Source organism: Nocardia sp. NPDC056000, assembly GCF_042269265.1.
Lineage (GTDB): Bacteria > Actinomycetota > Actinomycetes > Mycobacteriales > Mycobacteriaceae > Nocardia.
Genome location: NZ_JBHJXS010000014.1, coordinates 217,334 through 237,943, shown reverse-complemented (window position 1 = coordinate 237,943; position 20,610 = coordinate 217,334). Strand labels below are relative to the sequence as shown.

At 67.3% G+C, this 20,610-nt stretch carries 19 protein-coding genes; 10 read left to right on the top strand and 9 right to left on the bottom strand.

Annotation, left to right across the window (positions count from 1 at the left end):
- Positions 1 to 3: 3 nt before the first annotated feature.
- The 5 genes from ACFC4D_RS36305 to ACFC4D_RS36285 form a co-directional block, all read right to left on the bottom strand.
- Positions 4 to 1,005 carry an ABC transporter permease gene (locus tag ACFC4D_RS36305; RefSeq protein WP_364629038.1) on the bottom strand — a complete coding sequence of 334 codons (1,002 nt, stop codon included), beginning with the start codon at positions 1,003 to 1,005 and terminating at the stop codon, positions 4 to 6.
- Positions 1,002 to 2,528, bottom strand: a complete 1,527-nt coding sequence (locus tag ACFC4D_RS36300; protein ID WP_376070165.1) for a sugar ABC transporter ATP-binding protein — start codon at positions 2,526 to 2,528, stop codon at positions 1,002 to 1,004. Before ACFC4D_RS36300 ends, ACFC4D_RS36305 begins: the two co-directional genes overlap by 4 nt.
- An 82-nt stretch (positions 2,529 to 2,610) precedes the next feature.
- Positions 2,611 to 3,564: a sugar ABC transporter substrate-binding protein gene (locus ACFC4D_RS36295; RefSeq protein ID WP_364629044.1), complete on the bottom strand. Its 954-nt coding sequence runs from the start codon at positions 3,562 to 3,564 to the stop codon at positions 2,611 to 2,613.
- A gap of 25 nt (positions 3,565 to 3,589) precedes the next feature.
- Positions 3,590 to 4,630 carry a LacI family DNA-binding transcriptional regulator gene (locus tag ACFC4D_RS36290; protein WP_376070163.1) on the bottom strand — a complete coding sequence of 347 codons (1,041 nt, stop codon included), beginning with the start codon at positions 4,628 to 4,630 and terminating at the stop codon, positions 3,590 to 3,592.
- A 133-nt stretch (positions 4,631 to 4,763) separates the two neighbouring features.
- Positions 4,764 to 5,570 (bottom strand): DUF1460 domain-containing protein, encoded by an 807-nt coding sequence (locus ACFC4D_RS36285; protein ID WP_376070160.1) that lies wholly within the window; start codon positions 5,568 to 5,570, stop codon positions 4,764 to 4,766.
- 115 nt (positions 5,571 to 5,685) lie between these two features.
- Between ACFC4D_RS36285 and ACFC4D_RS36280 the strand changes: the two genes are divergently transcribed.
- The 8 genes from ACFC4D_RS36280 to ACFC4D_RS36245 all read left to right on the top strand — a co-directional run bounded on the left by ACFC4D_RS36280 (position 5,686) and on the right by ACFC4D_RS36245 (position 13,911).
- Entirely contained in the window at positions 5,686 to 6,300 is a 615-nt protein-coding gene (locus ACFC4D_RS36280) for an NADPH-dependent F420 reductase (protein ID WP_375955547.1), read from the top strand.
- Positions 6,301 to 6,366: 66 nt separating this feature from the next.
- Positions 6,367 to 7,110, top strand: a complete 744-nt coding sequence (locus ACFC4D_RS36275) for a hypothetical protein (protein WP_375955546.1) — start codon at positions 6,367 to 6,369, stop codon at positions 7,108 to 7,110.
- Positions 7,111 to 7,183: 73 nt separating this feature from the next.
- A complete protein-coding gene (locus ACFC4D_RS36270; RefSeq protein WP_376070157.1) occupies positions 7,184 to 8,365 on the top strand; it encodes a cytochrome P450 in 1,182 nt (393 codons plus the stop codon).
- Positions 8,366 to 8,542: 177 nt separating this feature from the next.
- Complete coding sequence (locus tag ACFC4D_RS36265) at positions 8,543 to 8,998, top strand: hypothetical protein (RefSeq protein ID WP_364629061.1); 456 nt, start codon at positions 8,543 to 8,545, stop codon at positions 8,996 to 8,998.
- Positions 8,999 to 9,001: 3 nt separating this feature from the next.
- Complete coding sequence (locus ACFC4D_RS36260; protein WP_375955543.1) at positions 9,002 to 9,553, top strand: hypothetical protein; 552 nt, start codon at positions 9,002 to 9,004, stop codon at positions 9,551 to 9,553.
- Between the two features lie 5 nt (positions 9,554 to 9,558).
- Positions 9,559 to 10,800 carry an MAB_1171c family putative transporter gene (locus ACFC4D_RS36255; protein WP_376070154.1) on the top strand — a complete coding sequence of 414 codons (1,242 nt, stop codon included), beginning with the start codon at positions 9,559 to 9,561 and terminating at the stop codon, positions 10,798 to 10,800.
- 283 nt (positions 10,801 to 11,083) lie between these two features.
- Positions 11,084 to 12,703 carry a hypothetical protein gene (locus ACFC4D_RS36250; RefSeq protein ID WP_376070152.1) on the top strand — a complete coding sequence of 540 codons (1,620 nt, stop codon included), beginning with the start codon at positions 11,084 to 11,086 and terminating at the stop codon, positions 12,701 to 12,703.
- Between the two features lie 236 nt (positions 12,704 to 12,939).
- Positions 12,940 to 13,911, top strand: coding sequence for an alpha/beta hydrolase (locus tag ACFC4D_RS36245; protein WP_376070407.1), 972 nt, complete (start codon positions 12,940 to 12,942; stop codon positions 13,909 to 13,911).
- Here ACFC4D_RS36245 and ACFC4D_RS36240 read toward each other — a convergent pair.
- Both ACFC4D_RS36240 and ACFC4D_RS36235 read right to left on the bottom strand, forming a co-directional pair.
- The gene (locus ACFC4D_RS36240) at positions 13,908 to 14,897 is read right to left on the bottom strand and encodes an isopenicillin N synthase family dioxygenase (protein ID WP_376070149.1); all 990 of its coding nucleotides are present in this window, start codon (positions 14,895 to 14,897) and stop codon (positions 13,908 to 13,910) included. The two genes, ACFC4D_RS36245 and ACFC4D_RS36240, sit on opposite strands and share 4 nt — an antisense overlap.
- 11 nt (positions 14,898 to 14,908) lie before the next feature.
- Positions 14,909 to 16,324 carry an MFS transporter gene (locus ACFC4D_RS36235; RefSeq protein WP_376070146.1) on the bottom strand — a complete coding sequence of 472 codons (1,416 nt, stop codon included), beginning with the start codon at positions 16,322 to 16,324 and terminating at the stop codon, positions 14,909 to 14,911.
- Between the two features lie 96 nt (positions 16,325 to 16,420).
- Here ACFC4D_RS36235 and ACFC4D_RS36230 point away from each other — a divergent pair, with 96 nt between their 5' ends.
- On the top strand, positions 16,421 to 17,503 hold the full coding sequence (locus ACFC4D_RS36230; protein WP_376070144.1) for an Lrp/AsnC family transcriptional regulator: 1,083 nt from the start codon (positions 16,421 to 16,423) through the stop codon (positions 17,501 to 17,503).
- A 24-nt stretch (positions 17,504 to 17,527) separates the two neighbouring features.
- Here the strand turns inward: ACFC4D_RS36230 and ACFC4D_RS36225 are convergent, their stop codons facing one another.
- The gene (locus tag ACFC4D_RS36225) at positions 17,528 to 18,043 is read right to left on the bottom strand and encodes a TrmH family RNA methyltransferase (RefSeq protein WP_364629083.1); all 516 of its coding nucleotides are present in this window, start codon (positions 18,041 to 18,043) and stop codon (positions 17,528 to 17,530) included.
- 107 nt (positions 18,044 to 18,150) lie between these two features.
- Positions 18,151 to 18,747, bottom strand: coding sequence for a phosphoribosylanthranilate isomerase (locus ACFC4D_RS36220; protein ID WP_376070141.1), 597 nt, complete (start codon positions 18,745 to 18,747; stop codon positions 18,151 to 18,153).
- Between the two features lie 109 nt (positions 18,748 to 18,856).
- On the opposite strand from ACFC4D_RS36220, the gene ACFC4D_RS36215 reads away from it, so the two are divergent.
- The gene (locus ACFC4D_RS36215; RefSeq protein ID WP_376070138.1) at positions 18,857 to 20,605 is read left to right on the top strand and encodes a hypothetical protein; all 1,749 of its coding nucleotides are present in this window, start codon (positions 18,857 to 18,859) and stop codon (positions 20,603 to 20,605) included.
- Positions 20,606 to 20,610 lie beyond the last annotated feature (5 nt).

The following is a 20,610-nucleotide window of genomic DNA, read 5'->3' as shown; positions in this document are numbered from 1 at the left end:
TGGTCAGGCCGCGCCGGAGAGGTGGGTCATGAGGCGTTTGCGGTAGGCGTCGAGGATGACGGCGATGATGATCACCGCGCCGGTGACCATGATGCGCTGGAAGTCCGAAACTCCCATCAGGAGTAGGCCGTTGGTGAGGACGCCGAGCAGGCATGCGCCCAGCAGGGTGCCGATGACCGAGCCGCGGCCGCCCGACAGGCTGGCTCCGCCGATCACCACGGCGGCGATGGCGTTGAGTTCGTAGCCCTGGCCGAGGATGGGGCTGGCGACTCCGAGGCGGGCCATGTAGATGACGGCGGCGATGCCCACGCACAGTCCGCCGATGACGAAGCAGACGATTTTGATCAGATTGGTGCGATGGCCCGAGAGTCGCACCGCCTCCTCATTGTTTCCGGTGGCGTAGACCAGGCGGCCGAAGACGGTGCGGGACAGGATGAACCAGGCCGCGGCGACGATCAGCAGCGCCACCGCGAAGACGGCGGGTATGCCCGCGATGGTGCGGGTGCCGAAGGCGGTGAGTTCCTTGGGGAGGCTGTAGATGGTGCGGGCATCGGTGTACTGCTCGGCCGCACCGCGTGCGAAATAGAGCATGCCGAGGGTGACGATGAATGACGGGACACGCCAGCGTTCGGTGACGAAACCGCTGATCAGTCCGCAGAGCGCACCGATGACAAGGCTCAATGCGATCCCGGCGGGAATGGAACCGGCCCCGCTGTTCTCCATCGCCTTGCCCGCCACCACCGCGCAGAGCGCGATGACCGAACCCACCGAGAGGTCGATGCCGCCGACCAGGATGACGAAGGTCATCCCCACGGCCAGAATCGTATTCAGGGTGATCTGGGTCATGATGTCGCGGATATTGCCGGTGGTGGCGAAATGCGGTGCGGCTGCGAGGAAGAACGCGGCCAGGGCCACCAGGGCCACGCCGATTCCGGCTTCGCCGAGCACCTGGGTCAGGATGCGGTTGGTGCGGGTGTCGGCTCGTACCGTGCTCAGGGATGTCATGCTGCACCACCGTTTTTCAAGTAGCCCGAGTAGGCGAGGTTGAGGATGTGTTCGGGATCGAAGTCGGGGCGGGCGATTTCGCCGGTGATCCGGCCCGCGGAGAAGACCAGGATGCGATCGCAGACGCCGATGAGTTCGGACAGGTCGGAGGAGACCATCAGCACGCCCTTGCCGGTATCGGCGAGATTCAGTAGCAGCTGGTGGATTTCGTAACGCGCGCCCACGTCGATGCCGCGCGTCGGCTCGTCGACGATCAGCAGATCGGTGTCGGCGGCGAGCCAGCGGCCCAGCACCACCTTCTGCTGGTTGCCGCCGGACAGCGCGCGCACGGTTTGCTCCACCCCGCTCGATTTGATCCGGAGCTTGTCCGAAAGCGCACGCGCCGAAGAGTTTTCGGCTCCGCGCCGGAGCAGCCCCAATCCGCTGACCTGGTCCAGGCTGGCCAGGCTCAGATTCGCGGCGATGGACAGATCCAGCACCAGCCCCTGCGCCTTGCGATCCTCGGTGAGCAGGCTGATACCGCGCCGCACCGCCGCGCGCGGATTCGGAATCCGAGTCGCGTTGCCGCGCACCGTGACCGCGCCACCGGCGGCCCGATCCGCGCCGAAGATCGCGCGCATGGCCTCGGTGCGCCCGGAGCCGACCAATCCGGCCACCCCCACCACCTCACCGGCGCGCACCGTGAACGAGATCGGCGGGGTTCGCGGGGTCACCGTCAATTCCCGCACCCGCAGTAGCTCCGGGCCCAGCTCGCGGGGAGTGACCGGGGGATATTCGGCGGCCAGCTCGCGCCCGACCATCATGCGCACCAGCCCGGGAATGTCCAGCCCGGCGATATCCCGCGCTGCGACCCCGGTTCCATTGCGCAGCACGGTGACTCGATCGCCGATCTCGAAGATCTCGTCGAGATGATGCGAGATGAAGATGATCGCGACGCCCTCCTCCCGCAGCCGCCGCATCACCTTGAACAGCGTGGCCGTCTCGCGCGGGGTGAGTGTGGCGGTGGGCTCGTCCATGATCAGCAGACGGCATTCGGTGGACAGCGCCTTGGCGATCTCCACCAGCTGCATCTGCGCGATGCCCAGCCGCCCGACTGGGGTGTCCGGCGATACGTCGAGTCCGACCTGCTCCAGCAAACCGGCTGCCCGCCTGCGCATTTCCCGACGGTCTACAATCCCGAACCGGCGCGGCATGCGCTGCAGGAACAGATTCTCGGCGACGGTCAGCGCGGGCAACAGCGCCAATTCCTGATGCACGACCTGGATTCCGGCGTGCAGCGCCGCCGCGGCGGATCCGGGCCGATGCTCCGCACCGCCCAGCCGCATCTGCCCGGAGTCCGGCTGTTCCAGTCCCGCAAGGCATTTCACCAGTGTCGATTTTCCCGCGCCGTTCTCGCCGATCAGCACGTGAATCTCTCCGGCGGTGACGCTCAGGTCGACGCCGTCCAGCGCCGTGACGCCCGGATACCGTTTGGTCAGACCGGTGACCTCGAGCAGGATGCCGGCCGTTGATTCGGGGTTCATACCGTTTCCACTACTCTCGCCGATGGACCGGGGTGGAGTCGCTTGGATCGACTCCACCCCGGCCGTGTCCACACCGGGCCCCTCACGCCCCGGCGGTGACCACGTTCATGCGGGTCTTCTGCCAGCCGGTGACGGCCTGCCCATTGATCAGCTGCATGGCCACGTCGATACCGTCGCCCGCCTGTTCGGAGCCGTACTGGTCGAGGGTGGCCAGCATGGGCCCGTTCTTCAGGAACGGCGTGACCGCCGGAATATTGTCGATGGACACGACTTTCACATTCGCGGAGCGTTCCTGGATCACCTTGATCACGCCCAGCGCCATGGAATCGTTGGAGGCGAGTACGCCCTGGATATCCGGGTGCGCGGTGAGCATATTGCCGAATACCGTGTACGCCTCATCGGTTTCCCAATGCGCGGTCTTGGAATCCAGCAGCGTCAGCTTCGCCTCGGCGACGGTGTCGTTGAAACCGTTCTTGCGCTGTAGTGCGTTGTCCGCGCCCGGATTGCCTTCCAGGATAACGACTTTCCCGCCCGGCACGGCCTTGGCCAGCACATCGCCGACCTGTTTGGCCCCGGCGCGGTTATCCGGTCCCACCAGCGGGATATCCACACCGGCGGCCTTCAGCGCGTCCGGATCCAGTGCCACATCGATATTGACGACCTTGATTCCGGCCTTGCTCGCCTTGACCACCGACTGCACCAGCGCCTTGGAATCGGCCGGTGCGATCACGATCGCCCGCACCTGCTGGGTGATGCATTTGTCGACCAGTGCGATCTGCCCGTCCACATCGGTCTCGTTCTGAATGCCCGCGGTCTGCAGATCGAGCGTGCCGAGCTTGTCGACGTGCTCCTTGGCACCCTTCTGCATCTGCTGGAAATACTCGTTCGCCAGCGATTTCATGATCAGGCAGACCTTGGGCTTCCCGCCGGAGTCCCCGGACGGACCGGAGGCGGTCTGTTCGGTGCCGCAGCCGCTCAGTACCAGCGCGGCCGCGGCCGTCACGACGGCGAGTACCGTCCCTGTGCTTCTTTGCATTTCGGATTTACCTCTCTTTGTGGAGCTAGCGCCCGGCGCTGATCGCGGAATCACCGCCGAGCGGGTCCGGGCAGCCGCAGGAGCCGCGCGCGACCAGCGTGGTGGCGTGACTGATCCGGCTGGGCGCCAAGCCCGGATCCGCGATCTTGGCGAGCAGCCATTCGACCGCCGCCCGCCCGAGTTGTTCGAAGGGCTGCCGCATGGTGGTGAGCGCGGGCACCGTGTACGCGCTGCCCTCGATACCGTCGAAGGCGCACAGGGCCAGGTCCTGCGGCACCCGCAGGCCCAATTCGGCGGCTGCGCGCAGTACTCCGAGCGCCTGCTCGTCACTGGCCACGAACAGCGCCTCGGGCCGATCCGGCCGGGCCAGTAGCGCCCGGCCCGCGCGATACCCCTCGGCCCGCCCGAATGCGGTGTGCACCAGCAGTTCGTCGGCGGGCCGCTGCCCAGCGTCGGCGAGCGCGCGCCGCCACCCCGCGACCCGATCGACGGTCGGATGGATGCCGGGCACCCCGGCGATACAGCCGATTCGTGAAAGCCCGTGCCCCAGTAGATGTTCGGTCGCCGCGTACGCGCCGCCCGCATTGTCGACCAGTACATGCGCCGCACCGGGCAGTTCCAATTCCCGATCGAGCACCAGTCGCGGCACGGCGGTTCCGGCGAGTTCGGTGACCCAGCTGCCGATTCCGTGCGCGGGTGCGACGATCAGCCCGTCCACCTGCCGGTCGATGAATATTCGAATGTAGGCGGCCTCGCGCTCGTCCCGGTCCATGGCATTGCCGAGCAGTAGCGTGTATCCGGCCTCGAACGCGACATCCTCGATGGCCCTGGCCAATTCGGCGAAGAACGGATTCGAGTTGTCCGGCACCACCAGCCCCAGCGTCATGGTGCGCGAGGTCTTGAGCGAGCGGGCGACCGCATTGGGCCGGTATCCGAGTTCCTTGACCGCGGCCAGGATTCGCTCCCGCGTCGCCGGGGCGACCCCGCGCGGACCATCGTTCAGGACGTAACTGACCATGGCTTCCGACGTTCCCGCCAGCCGCGCCACATCCCGCCGCGTGACCATATGACCCCGATCAACTCGTGTTGATTGAGGAGTATGCAGCGAATCGGACGCCGCCGGAGCGGATTCGGGAAAACGTTTCAGCAGCGCGTCACGTGGCTGACCGAGCCGGTGGAATCGCGCCTCGAACGGCCGATCAGTTGGGCCGCAGCACCACGAGACCGGGTGTGGTGCCCAGGTATTCGCGCAGCGGGGTGTCGACCACCTGATACGCGGCGAGCGAGGTGGCATTGCGGAAGACCGGACCATTGGGCGTCGATACGAAGATGCCGACGTGCGTCACGTCCAGGCCGGGCTGATCGGCGTAGGCGGCCAGATAATCGCCGGTGCGCAGCTGCGAGATCACCGAATCGGTGACGGCCCCGGCCGGAATGTAGGTGATATTGCGATCGACCGTGGGCAGTCCGGGCAGATACACGCTGCCGTCCGACTTCAGATTGAGGTGCTTGGGAACCGTCACGGCCGCCGGTGTGAGCCCCGCGGTGATATCCGTGGCCGCCGTGCGCGGGGTGTTCGCCCAGTCGGTGAAGAAGTGCTTGCGATTCGCGAAGGCGACCGTGCCATTGGTGTAGCGGGTCTCGGTCAGATTGGTCAGGAAGTCGGCCCGGTTGCTGGAGCGAGTGAGGGCTTCGACGTAGTCGAGGAAGGTGAAGCAGTCCACGCGACGCAGGTCGACAATCAGTTCCTCGGGCTGGGTGGCCGACCCGACCAGCATGTTCGCGCCGTACGGGGTGCCCAGGAAGCGCGCCGACAACAGATTGATCAGATCACCCTTGGTGGCTCCCGACGCGGCGGAATTGCGCAGCGCCAGCAGCTCGTCCAGCTTGCTCGCGGAGGCGTCGTCGATGGTCGCGGCGGGCGTGGCCAGGGCGGTGGGACTCAGCAGTCCGGCGCCACCGGCGAGCACCAGAAGGACGAACAGTATGCGGGTGAGGGTGCGCACGTCGCCTCCGGGAAACAGTCGATCGGTGAACGGGTTCGCTCCCCACCGTAGCCGGGTCCGGACCGGTCAGGAATCGAGAAGCGCCGGAACCCGCCTCCGACCTAGCGTTATTCACATGTGCAGCATCTATTTACAGGGCCCGGGCCTGCGGGCCGATGGGGTGCGACGGGTGAGCGTCGCGGTCATCGGAACGGGGCGGGTGGGTCGCGCGGTGGGTTACGCGCTCGCATCCGCCGGGCATTGCGTCGGCTACGGCTCACGCACGCCTGGGCGGGACAGTTTCAGCGTCGCCGATGCGGTGGCGGGCGGTGACGCGGTGCTGGTGGCGATTCCACCGCGGGCCGTCGCCGATTTCGCCCGCGAGCACGCATCGGCGCTGGCGGGCAAACTGGTGCTCGACGCCACCAATGACGTCATGGGCACACCCGCCAATGCCGCCGCGATATTCGCCGAATACGCGCCGGACTGCCGATACGTCCGCGCGTTCAACAGCCTCGGCGCGGAGCTCTTCGAGAACCCGATCATCGACGGCGCTCCGGCGGATCTGTTCTTCTCCTGTGCGGAATCGGATCGACCGGAGGTCGAAACGTTGATCACCGCGGTCGGCCTGCATCCGGTCTACGTCGGCGAGAACCATGAATTGGTCGACGGTGTCATGCGGCTGTGGCTCACCCTGGCCATGGGCCGAAACCTGGGCCGCGATATGGCATTCCGCATGGTGACCCGCTGACCTGCGATTGTTCGGCCGCGATTCGGCTCGGCGTGCGCTCCCAGCCAGGCCGGACATAATGCGGCAATGGGTATTTTCAGGCCGACCTGCCCGGTGGGGGAGCTGGAACGGCTCTGGGTCGAGGAAATGCTGAGCTGGTGCGCGGCGCAATTCGGCCCGCGCACCCTGCGCACGCCCGTCGTACTGCCGACCTCGGAATGGTTCCCGGACCCGTACTCCGGGACCGAACCGCAGGTCCGCGCCCTGGTGGACAGCGTCGGCGAATTCATGGGCGTCCACGGCGATCGCCTTGTGGTGGAGGTCAATTCGGGCCGCGACCCGCTGCCCGAGGGGATGAGCTTCCTGGAGGGCACCGCGAACGGCGAGGCGGGCCACTATCGGCTGGAGCACGGGCGCGCGGTGGTCTCCCTCGATATGGGGCGGTTGCGCTCCCAGCTCACCCTGGTCGCGGCGATCGCGCACGAACTCGCCCATGAACGACTACTGGGTGAGCGGCGCATCGACCGCGACCGCCGCGACGGTGAACAGCTCACCGATCTGGTGACCGTCTATCTCGGCTTGGGTGTCTTCAATGCCAATGCGGCCCTGCAATTCTCCCAGAATCAGCGAGGCTGGCGGTCGCAGCGGCTCGGCTATCTGTCGCAGCCGATGTTCGGCTACGCACTGGCCTGCTGGACGCTGATGCGCGGCGATCCGAAACCCGTCTGGGCCCGGCATCTGGACACCAATCCACGGGTGTACATGAAACAGGGGCTCAGATATCTGCGCTCCAATCCGGACGCGCTACCCGATTGGCGCGAGACCCATTGAGCCGCTTGGGCGATGATGGCTGTGCGCAACTTGGGCGATGATGGATATGCGCCGCTTGGGTGATGATGGATCGGTGCAGACTATCTTCGATGCGGAATTCGCGCGCGAACCCTGGCCGGTGTTGCGTTCGCTGCGGGACGACGGGGGCGTGCACCGGGTGGCGACGCCGGACGGTCCGCCCGCCTGGCTGATCACCCGCTACGCCGATGTCCGCGCGGGATTGCTCGACGATCGGCTCTCGACGAATCTGCGGTACAGCCGCGGTGACGACTATCGGGGCTTCGCGGTCCCGGAACCGCTGGATGTCTTCCAATCCAGTGAGCCCGGCGATTTGGCGCGGCTGCGCAGCCTGGTCGTCGGCGAACTGCGCCTGGCCGGGGACTGGTCCGAGCGGGCCGCGGAGCTGGTCGGCAAATGCGTGGCGGAGGTGGACGGGGCGGCCGAATTCGACTTCGTGGAGCGGGTGGCGCTGCCGCTGCCCGCCGTGATTCTGGGTGAACTGCTGGGATTGCCCGAGTCCGAACGGGATTCGCTCGCGGCGTGGGCCGAAGCCACCATGGCCCCGGACGCCCGGCCGCGTGCCCGAGACACCCTGGCCGCCATGCAGCGGATTATCTCGGCGGTCATCGCACGCGGTCGCGACGGTGCGGACGACACCATGCTCGGCCGCATGGTGCGCTCCGGAATCGGTGGTACGGCAGGCGATTCCGGTGAACTGCCCGGATTGCTGTTCTACCTGCTGTTCGTCTGGTACGAGGTGCTGATGGATGTGCTCGCCGGTGCGGTGCTCACCCTGTCCACCCGGCCCGAGGAGCTCGCCGAACTGCTGTCGGCCGCGGATCGATCGGTCGCGGTGGATGAGCTGCTGCGCTTCCTGTCCCCGCAGGTGCTGGCGAGTCCTCGTTTCGCGACAACCGATCTGGTGATCGCGGGGCAATCGATCGCGGCGGGGGAGACGGTGCTGCTCTGCCTGGCCTCGGCGAATCACGATCCCGAACGATTCACCGGCACAGTGGAATCGAACGGTGCGGTGGCCCTGGACGTGCGCCGCGCTCCCAATCCGCATGTGGCGCTGGGGCATGGCGCGCACGCCTGTGTCGGTACGGCGCTGCTGCGCCCGGTGCTGGCCTCGATACTCGGCGAGTTGTATCTGCACCTGCCGCGGCTCCGAGCGGCCGATACCGAGCAGAATGTGCCGTGGCGCAGTGGGTTCCGGCATCGCGGCCCGCTCACATTGCCGGTGCTGGCCCGATGAGGTGATCGGCGATGAATGGGGCGAGCAACTCTGGTCGCCCCATTCGACTTCGCGTACGAACCGCACGGGAGTCGATGCCCTCCCCTTCGGGGGCAGCGGCTCGTGCGCGATCACGAAGTAGGCATGAGTATATGATCAGGGTCACCGCGACTGTCAACTGCAGGAGACAAGATCAGAATGGTTGCCGCGCAACAGCATCCGTTCACCCGCGCGCTCAATGCGCTGATCGCCGGTATGCATCCGCCCGTGACCGGCCAGGGACGGGACGGGGAGATCACCCATCGGGCACTGGCGGAGAATATCCAGCACACCACCGGCGTCAGTCTGTCGGCGAACTATCTGTGGAAACTGCGCACCGGTCAGACGGTCAATCCGTCCTTCGAAACGCTCGAGGCGCTGCGCGGGTACTTCGGCCTGGACAGCCTCGATCCGCTGACCAATCCAGAACTCGCCGTCGCACGCGCCCGCGAACTCGCATTGATCAACGCGCTCAAGGGAACCGCCGATGCGGCGGCCCTGGAACTGGTGCTGCGGGACGGGCTGGCGCACGGTACCGTCCGAGCCGAGACGGTCGCGGCCATGCTCGATATGCTGCGGCGGATCGAGGCCGAAAACTACGGGGAAGACTTGTGAGCCATGCGGATCGCGGTCTGGGAGGGCGCTGAGCATCCGATGATGGAGCACCGGCGGCTGCGGCGTGAACTGCGCGGGCTGGGACTACCCGGCCGCTTCACGGTGGCGGAACTGGCCGAGGCGCTCGCCCGGCGACGCGGACGGCCACTGCGGTTGCGGCCGGAACCCTTTCCGGTGGCCGGACTTTCGGGCGGACTGCTGGTGACCCGGGATATCGACTTCCTGGCCTATCAGAGCAATACCAGCGAACTGCATCAGGATCACATCGTTTGCCATGAGTTCGGGCATCTGCTCGCCGGGCACGAACCGGTGACGGTGACCGGACAGGACGCGCTGCGCCTGCTCGCACCCAATATCGATCCCGCCGTGGTGCGGCGCATGCTCGGGCGCAGCTGTTCGGCCGAACATGAGGAACGCGAGGCCGAGCACATCGCGGATCTGCTGATGGCACACCACATCACCCGCTGGACGCCGCGCGCGGAATGGGTGCTGCCCGAGAACGCGCCCGCCGATATTCGCGGCCTGCTCGATACGCTCGGACCGGGAATCGACTGATCGCAATGCATTTCGCCCTGGTGTACGGCAGTGTCGGCGTATTGGCGGTACTGGTCTTCGGCTGGCGATTGATGCTGGCGCTGCGCGGCACCCGCTTCGCCTCGCGCTGGGCGGTCGCCGTGGCCATCGCCTGCGCGGCACTGGGTTTCGAGGCGGCGGTACCGCAGACCTACGAGTGGATCGGCCGGATCAGCGGTATCCCGAATCTGGCGACGCTGATCGTGTACTCGGCCATCGCCACCGCGACGCTGGCGCAGTTGGTCTGGACGACCTATCTGGTCGCACCGGACGCCGTCGCGGGATCGGAGGCCGAATCCGCACCGGACACGGCGGTGGCCGGGCCGATCGCGGGGCGAAATGTCAATGCGCGCAGGGTGATTCTGGTCAATGTGGTGGTCGTGCTCGCGATGGTCGCGCTGTTCTGCGCCGCCCCGGTGCACGACGAGCCGCACGCGACCGACTTCGACTATCACTACGCGACCGTTCCGCTGGTCGACGTCTTCCTGGGCATCTACCTGTGCGCCTACACCCTGTCGCTGCTGCGCATCGTGCTGCTGTGCCGCACCTGGCTGCCGCTGGTACGCGAACAGCCTTGGCTGCGACGCGGTTTGGTGCTGCTGGTGACCGGATCCGCGATCGCCATCGGTTACAGCGTCGGCAAGATCGCCGCGCTGATCTCGGCCTGGGCCGGAGTCGACGCCCGCCGGTTGAATATCGAGATCGCGCCCGCCTTCGCCAGTGTCGGCGCGGCGATCATGCTCCTCGGTTATCTATGCCCCTCACTGCTGCCGCAGGCGATGGCGGCGATCCAGCGGGCGCGGGCGCTGCCCCGGCTGCGTCCGCTGTGGCTGGCGTTGCGAGCGGCGGCTCCCGAGGTGGCGGCGGCCGCACCGGTGACCCGGCGCGCGGCGCGGGACCGGCTGTATCGCCGGGTCATCGAGATCCGGGACGGCCTGCTGCTGTTGCAACCGCACCTGAGTCCCGAAATCACCGCGCGCGCAATCGAAATCGTGGACGGCCTGCACGTGCGAAGCGCGGATCGCGAGGCGGCCGTCGAGGCGGCGCGCATCGCCCTCGCGCTCGATGCGTTCGGGCGTGGGGATACCCCGATCGATCGCGGTGAGATCTTTCGTCGGCCCGCCAAGCCCACCTTCCTGGGGGAAATCACCTGGTTGGGGGCGGTTTCGGAGGCATACCGCAAATATCCTGTCGCCGCAGCGGCCGTGGGCGACGCAACTCGCACCTGACGAAATCGCCTGTTACCGCTATCCTTTCCGGTGCGGGCGTGATGTTCGGTATCCCCTTCTCGAACATCACGCCCGTCCAAATGCTTTGACCCGCAGTGTGTTCCGAATATTCGACCGCCACCGCCGAGTTCTCGTAGCCGGGCTGCGGGCCGGTTGCGGCGCTGTGCCCGCATTTGTGCACGGGCACGGTAGCGCACCTGTTCTCCTGGCAATCTGCCCGATGACCGTGCACTCGGGGCCTGGAAGTGTGCAGTGCAATACCGCGCCACACCACCGGAGCACAATGAAGAATCGCACCCCCGCCCGCATCTGCGCGCTCGCCCTGCTCGCCTGTGCGCCGCACGTGGCGGGAATCGCTCAGGCGCAACCGGATTCGGCGACATGGTACGTCAGCGCGGCCGCCGCACCGGGCGGCACCGGCACCGTGGACGCGCCGTTCGATTCGCTGGCGGCCGTCGAGGCGGCTGCGGGGCCCGGGGACACCATTGTCGTTCAGCCGGTCGCCACCGGCGTGCGTCCGTTGGACGGCGGTATCACGCTGAAACCCGCTCAGCGGCTCATCGGCGGCGGTGACGCGGTCATCGGCGCGGCGAATGACGCTCCGCTGCCGCGCATTACGAACAGCACCGGCGCGCATGACGGTGACGCGGTGCGCCTGGCTCCCGGTGCACAGGTGCGCAACCTCGTCATCGACGGGGCGCGGCGGGGCGGTATCTACGGCAGCGATGCCGCCGATGTGGTGATCAGCGGCAACAGCGTGTCCGCCACCAATCAGCAGTGCGCGGACGGGTTCATGATCGGCCCGTTCAGTCTGCCGCCGACCATTCCGCTCGGGGTCGCCATCGATCCGCTGCCGGACTTCATCACGCTGAACAACGGCTGGGCGGGCATCATGACCGATTTCGCCACGGCGGCGGGCACCGTGCGCATCGAGGGAAATACCGTGCACGACACCGCCTGCGGGGACGGCATCGATATTCGCGCCCACGGCGTCAGCCGGGTGACCGCACAGGTAATCGGCAATACCACCCGCGATATCAACCTCGGATTGGCGAAACTGTCCGTCCTCGCGCTGGGGTTGCAGGCCGATGATGACGCGCGGCTCACCGCCGAACTGTCGGGGAACAGACAGCTCGATATCGCGCCGCCGAGTTCACCGCTCAACCACCTCGCCGACAGCGAAGGGGTGTTCATCAATCCGCTCGGTCGCGCGCGGCTGGATGTCACCGTCGACCGCAATGAGTTCCGCGATGGCGACGGCAATTTCTCCGCCAACGGACTCGAATACGTCACCACGAGCGGTGCGCCCGAGAGCCGGGTGACCGTCACCGACAGCACTTTCGACAATGTCAGCGGTGACGTGATCGAGAACTACAACCTCAGCCCAGGCGGCGCTCGCCAATCGCTGACCCTCGACGGTGTGCGCGCCCGGCACTCGTCATTTCCGGGGGCGGCGCTCAATCCGCTGATCCCCGCCAATCTCGGCACCTGCCTGGTGACCACCAACTTCGGCCGCACCGCGCACACCGATCTCACCGTCACCGATTCCGAATTCGGTCAGTGCAGCGCCGATGGGATCGGCCTGATCGGCTACACCCCGACCGGTCCCGGCCCGGCCACCGCCGAACTGGTCTTCGATATTCGGGAGAGTTCCATCAGCGGTACGGCGGCCAATGGCCTCGCCATCATCAATATCGGTGACACCGATATGCGCGGCAGCGTCACCCGCACCGCCATCGCCGGGGCGGGCGGCTCGCTCATCCACGCCCGCAACAGCGGCGGAAACACCCGTCCGGCGGTGCGATTCGGGCCGGGCACGCTGGACGGCATCGCCCAGCCCTGCCTCGCCGCCGGCGGTCCCCGCATCGATCTCGCCGCCATCCCGGTGAACTGTCAGCCCTGAGACCTCCGCGCGTCCCCTGCCCGACAGCCCTCCGAAACCTGCCGTTGGCCACGGGGTGCCAGACTCGCCGCGCCACCGCCCGTACCGCTCCCATCGCGGTGCGGGCGGCGGCGGCAATCGGTGGTTTCACCGCGGCGCTTCCGAGTGCGGCGGCGCAGTAGAAATAGGGCTCGAACGTGCGTATTCGCTGGATAATTCGGGGCGCGGCCGTACTCCTGGCCGTAGCCGTCGCCGCGATGACGCCGCAGTCGATCGCACCGCTGCCCGTGGCCGCCGCCGATCCGGAGACGAACGCGCCCGGTGATTCGCACGTGGTGAGCATTCACGTCGACGATGTCCGGCACTGGGTCATCACCGTCTTCTCCGCCTCGATGGACAGTGAATTCACCGTCGAGGTGCAGCGCCCCTCCGACACGTCCGTACCGCGCCCGGTGCTGTATCTGCTCAGTGGCGGCAGCGGCGGCGTCGGGCCCGGCTCCTGGGATCGGCAGACCCACGCGACGGATTTCCTGGCCGATAAGCAGGTCAATGTCGTGCAGCCCATCGGCGGCGCGGCATCCTATTACGCGGACTGGCGGAATCCGGATCCTCGGCTGGGCATCGTCAAATGGAAAACCTTCCTCACCGATGAACTCCCGCCGCTGCTCGATACCGCCCTGGGCGCGAACGGCCGCAATGCCATTGCGGGCGTATCGATGTCGGGCACCTCGGTGCTGCAACTCCCCATCGCCCGCCCCGGCCTGTATCGGGCCGTCGCCGCCTACAGCGGCTGCGCCCAGATCTCGGACCCCCTCGGCCAGGCGTACGTTCGCCTCACCGTCGCCTACAGCGCCGGTGACGCCGCCAATATGTACGGCCCGCCCGGCGACCCCATGTGGGCCGCCAACGACCCCTACCTCAACGCCGAATCCCTGCGCGGCCTCGATCTCTACCTCTCCAGCGGCAACGGCCTGCCCGGCCCCTACGACAAATCCGGCGGCCGCGGCCTGGTCGGCGCGGGCCCGGGCGCGCTGGTGAACCAGGTCCTGGTCGGCGGCATCATCGAAGCCGCCACCGACCAGTGCACCCGAATCCTCGCCGACCGCCTCACCTCCCTGAACATCCCCGCCACCGTCAACCTCCGCCCCTACGGCACCCACTCCTGGGGCTACTGGGACGACGAACTGAAAGCCTCCTGGCCGGTGCTGGCCCACGGCCTCGGCCTCTAGCTGAAGGTCTGCCGCATCTTGCGTGAAATCCACTGTCCGGCAGTGGATGTTCCGTGCGGCTCGGAAGCCGCGCCCGCGGCGAAGCCCGAGACGGCATCGAGCGGGGCGTCGTGGTTGGGGAGGTAGAAGAACGGAATCGACAGGCGGGCAGCGGTATTGCCGGATTCGGGGTTGACGACCCGATGCATGGTGGAGACCCAGTGCCCCGCGGTCCACAGTGACATCAGGTCACCGATATTGACGATGAAGCCGCCGGGAATCATCGGTACGTCCCGCCATTCGCCGGTTTCGGTCTGTACCTGCAGGCCGTCGATATCGGTGTCCTGGTACAGGATGGTGAGGCTGCCCCAATCGGTGTGCGCGCCGCGGCGGAGCTGACCGGGCAGCGGGGTGCGGTGCTGAGGGTAGTAGTGGTTTACCGCGATCGACGAGACGTGACGATCGAATTTGTCCTCGAAGAATTGCTCGGGTAGGTCCAAAGCCAGTGCGAACAGGCGCATTACGTCGGCTGACAGGTCGGTGAGGGCAGCCATGTAATCGTGCCAGATCGCCTCGAACGCGGGTGGATTGTGCGGCCAGATATTGGCCAGCTTCCAGGACGCCCAATAGTCGCCCAGTAGAGCGCGTTCGGGTTCGGTCAGATCGCCGGTCACGTGCGCGGAGAAGACCTCGCAGAGATCGGGCGGGGTCTGGTGACCGAGGCTTTGCGCGGTCGCGCCGCCCATGCGCCGGAAGCCGGAGACGCCGGGCCGGTGCGCCACCAGGTCTTTCTCGTGATCGGGCAGGCTGAAGAATTCACGGGTGGTGGTGGCCATTCGGTCGATGAGGTCGGCGGGGATGCCGTGGCCGACGATGCTGAAGAAGCCCGAGGTTCGGCAGGCTCGGTCGATGGCGGTGGCGATGGCTCGCCGGCCGGGTTCGGTATGCCGGTTCGAGAGATCGATGACCGGGACGAAACCGGCTGCCGGGGTGACGGTTCGGTTCATGGTGGGAATCCCTACTGTGCGTCGGCGAGTTCGGTTGCGGTGCTGGCGGATTCGTTTGCCGGGTGTCGCGGGCGGCGCATCAGGAAGGGGACCAGGAGTGCGCCGAGTAGGGCGATCGCGCCACTGACCGCGAGGGTGAGTTGGACTCCGGCGGCGGTGGTGGTGGGGTTGTCCAGGATGTGGTGGGTGCGGTGGGTGAAGAGGCCGCCGAGGGCCGCTATGCCTAGGGCGAAGCTGAGTTGCTGTGCGGTATTGAGTGCGCCCGTTGCCATTCCGGCGCGATGCCAGGGGACCGCGGACATGGCTGCCGAGCTGAGGGTGGCGGTGGCGAGGCCGACGCCCGCGCCTACCAGCAGGGAGCCGGGGATGAGAGCGGGCCAGCTCGCATCGCCGTGCACGAGTAGGGCTCCGATCGCGCCGCCGAGGGCGATCAGGGCCAGGCCCGCGCCGATGATCCGGCCGGGATTGTCGCCGTGCAGGTATTTGCCGAGGGAGCCCGAGACCAGGAATGCCATGAGGGACAGGGGGAGTCCCACCGCGCCCGCGGCGATGGGGGTCAGGCCGAGGCTGGATTGCATCCAGATCTGGGTGTACATCAGGGCGGCGAAGGCGGCGAAATAGAGGGTCGCGCCCGCGATGAGCACGCCGGTGAAGAAGCGGTCGCGGAGCAGGGTGAGATCCAATATCGGTTGCTCCGTGCGGATTTCGATCGCGACGAAGGCCGCGAGGGCGATGGCCGAGCCGAGCAGCAGCCACCAGGTGAGCGCGTTGGTCCAGCCGTGCTCATTGGCGCGGATGAGGGCGTAGGTCGCGGTGGCGGCGCTCGCGGTGAAGATCGCCATTCCTGCCAAGTCGATCCGGTTGCGCTGTGCGCGTTCACCTTCGGTGAGCACCAGCAGGCACAGCGCGATGGCGAGCACGCTGAACGGCAGATTCACGAAGAAGATCCAGCGCCAGGACGCGATCTCGGTGAGCAGACCGCCTATGATCGGGCCGATGGCCGAGGACGCACCCGCCACCGCACCCCACATGCCATATGCCGCACCGCGATCCCGGCCCGCGTAAGCGGCGTTCAACAGCGCGAACGTGGTGCAGGACATGATGGCCGCGCCGATGCCCTGCACGATCCGCGCGGCGATGAGCACCGTGGGATTCGGGGCCAGCCCGCAGATCAGGGACGCGGTCGCGAACAGGGCCAGCCCGGCCAGATAGGTGCGGCGATGTCCGGCCAGATCGGCGATCGCACCCGCGCCGAGCATGAGCGCCGCCATGGCGAGGGCGTAACCGTCGACCACCCATTGCAGTGCACCGAAGGAGGCGTCCAGATCGGTCCGCATATCGGGTAGCGCGACGTTCACGATGGTGACGTCGATCAGCAGCATGAAGGTGCCCAGGCACACCGTCAGCAGCGGTAACCATTTACGCAATGTCGTTGTCCTCTCGAAGCATTGATGAGGCGTCGAGTATCGGAATCGAGGACGCATTCGGTCGCCCGGCAGTGGATTCGGCGTACATTTCGTGCTGTGACAGCCGCTCCGACGCCTGAAACCGCCATGCTGGACACGCTGGATGCGCGAATCGTGCATGCCCTCCAGCTGGAACCCCGTATCCCGTTCGCACATATCGCCGCCGGGCTGGGCGTCGCCGAACAGACCGTCGCCCGGCGCTACCGGCGGCTGCGGCGGGACGGCATAGTCCGGGTGATCGGTGCGGTCGACGCCCGTGCGCTCGGCGAGAGCGACTGGATCATTCGCCTGCACTGCCGCCCGGACGGCGCGCTCGCGGTGGCCGAGGCACTTGCCCAGCGTGATGACGCGGCCTGGATCAGCATCGCCGACGCGGGGGCGGAGATCGTCTTCTCACTGCACCCGCGCAGTCAGCGGGACCGTGACGATCTCCTGGTGCAGCGGTTGCAGCGTAGCGCCCCGGTGCACGACATCACCGCCGCGATGATCCTGCACCGCTTCGTGCGCGGCGATGTAATCGACTGGCGTGGACGCCAATTCGCCGCGAACGCTGGCGTGGGCGGCGAGTCGATTCCAGGCGCTGACGGCGAATCCAGTTACAGCGCAGCGGAATACGCCGAGGCCGAACTCCGTATCGGAGAGTCGGATCACGTCCTGCTCGAACTGCTGGCCCGCGACGGCCGCACCAGCTACACCGTGCTGGCCCGGGCCACCGGGATGAGCATCGGCCGCGTCACCCGCCGCATAGCCGCGCTGCGGGCGGGCGGCGTGCTGTACTTCGATCTCGATATCGCACCCGCCGTGGCCGGTTCGGGCACCGCGGCGTTCCTGTGGCTGCGCGTCGCTCCCGCGCACCTCGAGGCGGTCGGCCGCGCCATCGCCGAACACGACGAAATCACCTATGCCGCAGCCATATCCGGTTCATTCAATATCTTCGCCGTACTCCAGACGGACAGCACCACCGCGCTCTACCGGTACGTGACCACCGAAATGTCAGCGCTGGAGGGCATTCACGGTTTCGAGCTCTCCCCGGTCCTGCACCGCCTGAAGCAGGCCGGGGCCCGCACCACCGGCGGCAAGCTGGCGCATCCGAAACCACTTTCCGCCCGCCCGGCCCGCACCCGTTCCGCCGCGAAATGAGCGACATACAAAAAACGCTGCGCCTCAACACAGTCCGGCGAGTTTGTAGAGCACCAGTGAACCCGCCACCGCCACATTGAGACTCGATCCGGTGCCCACCATCGGAATCTCCACCGCCACGTGCAGCAGCTCCAAACCCTCCGGCGGAATCCCGTCTCCCTCATTGCCCAGCACCATCACGGTCCGCCGCCGCGCCACCGGCAGATCCGCCAGCCGAATCGATTCATCGGTGAGCTCCACCCCGACCACCGCGGACCCCGCCCGCTGCCGTTCCAGCCAGCGATCCACCCGGCCGTCGACCCAGTGCACACACTGGTGATGCCGCAGGGTGTTGCCGCGGCTCAAAGCCTCGGGCACCCAAGGTAATCGGGGCACCGCCAAACAGGCTCCCACCGCATCGCAGGTGCGCAGCAGCGTGCCCAGGTTCACCCCGTGCTTGGGCCACAGCGGGGCGGCGATCAGATGATTCCAGCAACCGTGCGCACCCGGCCGCCGCTGTCTGCGCAACTCACCTCGCGACCGCAGTCGCGCGGCGGTCATCGGCGGGAGGGAACGCTCTTCCCCTGGGAGAAAACAAGTTTCATAGGAACGATGCTTGGCGGCGCATCGGGGCCATCGTCGAGAACAATCGGTGCGTCCACGATACCTCAGGAACCGGCGCGGGCCGCCGCGACGAATTCGCGCATGCGGCCGTGATCCTTCACACCGCGACTGGACTCGACACCGCTCGACACATCCACACCCCACGGTTGTGCGGCGGCGATGGCCTCGGCCACATTCGACGGGGACAGCCCGCCCGCGAGCAGCCATTGCCCGCTGGGCCGGGTCCGCTCCAGCGCGCCGAGATCCCAGCGCTCGCCGGAACCCGCCTGCGGTGAGTCCAGTAGCAGCCACTCCTCGCCGTACGCGCCGGTGCGCACATCGGTATCGGCGGTCAGCGCGGTCGCGCGCAACAGCCGGAAATCGGAGAGTTCGGCGAAGGCGGCCGCATCGTACGACCCGTGCAGTTGCAGGGCGTCCACACCCGCCGAACGCGCCAGCTCGCCCGCCTCCGCCGCCGAGATACCGTGTACGACACCGACGGACAGCACATGCGCGGGCACCCCGGTCAGCAGCTTGCGCACCTGCTCCACCTCGACCTGGCGTGGGCTCGCGGTGAAGACGAACCCCACCGCATCGGCTCCGGCCGTCACGGCGGTGACCACATCGGCCTCGGTGCGCAGACCACACAGCTTCACGAACATGCCGAAAACCGTATCCCGGCGCGAGTTGGGCACTGTGCCGGGTGCCGCGGGGTGTTTCTCGGGGGATTCCCCATGGCGGCCGCCCGAATTCGTTGGCAGCGTGCAACACATGAACAAAGTTGTTCGGCGCGTGCGTATTTCGGCGGGCGCGCTGATGGCGGTGCTGCTGGCGGCGGGCGGGGTCACCGGCGTTGCCGCCGCCGATCCGGAACCGGTGAGCGCGGCGACCGATCGGCAGGAACAGGAGCTGTCCACGCGGGACGGCATCGTCACCTCCTACGTGAGCTTCGCGCTCCCGCTGCCCGCCGACGCGCCCGCGCATCCGGCGAGCTGTGACCGGGTCGGATTCCTGCGCTATCGCCCGGCGGACGGTTCGACGGACCCGGTCGACGCCGCGCGCGTGGTGATCCAGCAGCAGGGGTTGCACGGCGGTGCGGTCAATTCCGACAGCGTGGCCTTCAACACCGTGCATTCGGCGATCGCGCAGGGGCAGCGCATCGAATACTGGGCGCTGGCCCGGCGCAGCGCCTGCCTCGACGAAACCCGCGGCTTCGATTACGCGCTGCGCACCGGCAATTACCTCGACGCCGTCGACTACTACTTCAACGGCCTGCCCATCGACGGTGAACGCTTCGCGGGCTTCCGCACCTCCGCGGATCTGCCCGTGCTCGATTACATGGGCCTGGACCGCGTCCTGCGCGACCAGTACGAGGTCATGCTGCACGAGATCCCCGCCCTGGCCGATCGGCAGCGCAAATTCGTCTGCACCGGAATCTCACTGGGCGGCTTGGTCACCGGCTTCTTCTCCGATTGGGATTTCGACGGCCGTCCCGGCGCGGATCAATGCGCCGCCTTCGCCGCGCAGGACTCCATGGTCTCCTCGGACCCGGTCGCGCTGCAGAACACCCCGATCCTGCACGACATCACCAATGCCCTTGTCGGCCCGCTGGATTCGATCCTGCAGGGCGGATTCAAGGTCAATGTCCTGCCTCGTATCTTCGGCCCCGTCCCCGGCCTGGGCACCCGCGCCTTCTTCCTGCTCCGCCTGGCCGGACTCGCCGCGCACCTGGACCCCGACGGCGAAAGCCAACTGCTGTCCCATCTTCCGCACGATGCGGATATCGACGGCACCTTGAATCTGCTCGGTGCTCCCACCTGGTCGGCCTTCGCCACCGGCGGTGCGGACGGCTCCGGCACCCTGCGCGACTACCGCTTCACCAATACCGCACTGCTCGGCGTGCTGATCGACAACAACTCTTCCAACTTCTCCCTCTTCCAACAGGGCGTGGGCGCACTGGCGGGCGGGCCGGTTCAGGACAAGACGTTCCCGAATCCGGGTGAGTTGACCCAACTTCCGCTGCTGGGCAACTACCTGCGCATCACCGCCGGAATCCAGCATCGCGTCGCCCCTGCCGACCGCGGCGCTCTCTACACCTGGCGCAACTACAACGATGTCGCCGGCGTGCCCTACACCGCTCCCGGCCATGAAGTGGCCGATATCCGTGACGTGGCAAGGCAATTGGCCTCCGGCTCCCCGGGCGGCTACTGGGAGACCTACTTCCCGCTGCGCGTGATCACCGATATCGCTGCCGGTTACGGTGGCGCTCGCAGCGGCGACCGCGCCGTCCTGCGGTACCACGGCATGAGCCGCCTCAAGCCCAATTTCGTTGCCTGGGCGGGCGACAGCCCCGTCCCGCCCGCCACCGGAACCCTCTTTCCCACCCCGGCCCTGGCCACCGTGGTAACCCTCCCCGGCTACAACCACGTCGACACCATCGGCGCGGCCCTCACCCAGAACGACGGCCAACCCGATCACAGCGCCTGGCAGCTGGCCCTGTTCATCCGCGGCCTCGGCTGACCCGG

Bases quoted from the DNA above. Each gene is read 5' to 3' on its own strand.
- ACFC4D_RS36305 (WP_364629038.1), bottom strand. From the start codon at position 1,005: ATGACATCCCTGAGCACGGTACGAGCCGACACCCGCACCAACCGCATC.
- ACFC4D_RS36300 (WP_376070165.1), bottom strand. From the start codon at position 2,528: ATGAACCCCGAATCAACGGCCGGCATCCTGCTCGAGGTCACCGGTCTG.
- ACFC4D_RS36295 (WP_364629044.1), bottom strand. From the start codon at position 3,564: ATGCAAAGAAGCACAGGGACGGTACTCGCCGTCGTGACGGCCGCGGCC.
- ACFC4D_RS36290 (WP_376070163.1), bottom strand. From the start codon at position 4,630: ATGGTCACGCGGCGGGATGTGGCGCGGCTGGCGGGAACGTCGGAAGCC.
- ACFC4D_RS36280 (WP_375955547.1), top strand. From the start codon at position 5,686: ATGTGCAGCATCTATTTACAGGGCCCGGGCCTGCGGGCCGATGGGGTG.
- ACFC4D_RS36275 (WP_375955546.1), top strand. From the start codon at position 6,367: ATGGGTATTTTCAGGCCGACCTGCCCGGTGGGGGAGCTGGAACGGCTC.
- ACFC4D_RS36265 (WP_364629061.1), top strand. From the start codon at position 8,543: ATGGTTGCCGCGCAACAGCATCCGTTCACCCGCGCGCTCAATGCGCTG.
- ACFC4D_RS36260 (WP_375955543.1), top strand. From the start codon at position 9,002: ATGCGGATCGCGGTCTGGGAGGGCGCTGAGCATCCGATGATGGAGCAC.
- ACFC4D_RS36255 (WP_376070154.1), top strand. From the start codon at position 9,559: ATGCATTTCGCCCTGGTGTACGGCAGTGTCGGCGTATTGGCGGTACTG.
- ACFC4D_RS36250 (WP_376070152.1), top strand. From the start codon at position 11,084: ATGAAGAATCGCACCCCCGCCCGCATCTGCGCGCTCGCCCTGCTCGCC.
- ACFC4D_RS36245 (WP_376070407.1), top strand. From the start codon at position 12,940: ATGACGCCGCAGTCGATCGCACCGCTGCCCGTGGCCGCCGCCGATCCG.
- ACFC4D_RS36240 (WP_376070149.1), bottom strand. From the start codon at position 14,897: ATGAACCGAACCGTCACCCCGGCAGCCGGTTTCGTCCCGGTCATCGAT.
- ACFC4D_RS36225 (WP_364629083.1), bottom strand. From the start codon at position 18,043: ATGACCGCCGCGCGACTGCGGTCGCGAGGTGAGTTGCGCAGACAGCGG.
- ACFC4D_RS36220 (WP_376070141.1), bottom strand. From the start codon at position 18,747: ATGTTCGTGAAGCTGTGTGGTCTGCGCACCGAGGCCGATGTGGTCACC.
- ACFC4D_RS36215 (WP_376070138.1), top strand. From the start codon at position 18,857: ATGAACAAAGTTGTTCGGCGCGTGCGTATTTCGGCGGGCGCGCTGATG.